We start from the raw sequence: 402 nt of genomic DNA on the forward strand, positions 1-402 counted from the left end.
CCTCGAGCACGCGCAGCGCGTCCCCGGCGGCGTCGCCCGGGGTCCAGCGGCCCTCGGGCGGAGCGGCGGCGCCACGGCGGTCGCCGTCGATGCTCAAGTCGACGGTCGCGAACGACACGGCCGCGCCGAGCTCGTTCACCTGGCGCTGACGCTGCGTGACGCGACGGGACGCGCGATCGAGCTGGGCGCGCAGTCGTGAACGCTCCTTGTCGGTGGTCGCCTTGCTCAGGCGGGTGCGCAGCCCGTTGCGGTCGGCGCGCGCGTCACGCACGGAGGCCTCGAGGGCATCACGCTGGTCGGTTACGTCCTGGGCCTGCTGCGAACGGGCCTTGACATGCGCGAGCTTGGACAGCTGGGCGATCCCGGTGTCGAGCTTGTCTGACGGGATCTTGACGGTCAGGG

At 72.6% G+C, this 402-nt stretch carries 1 protein-coding gene; it reads right to left on the bottom strand.

Annotated features, from left to right (window positions below; translation table 11 throughout):
- Positions 1 to 402 (bottom strand): DUF4349 domain-containing protein (locus I6F37_RS43010; protein WP_225154829.1); only part of this gene is annotated, 402 nt, incomplete at both ends.

This window comes from Bradyrhizobium sp. NBAIM08, from assembly GCF_020193935.1.
Lineage (GTDB): Bacteria > Pseudomonadota > Alphaproteobacteria > Rhizobiales > Xanthobacteraceae > Bradyrhizobium > Bradyrhizobium yuanmingense.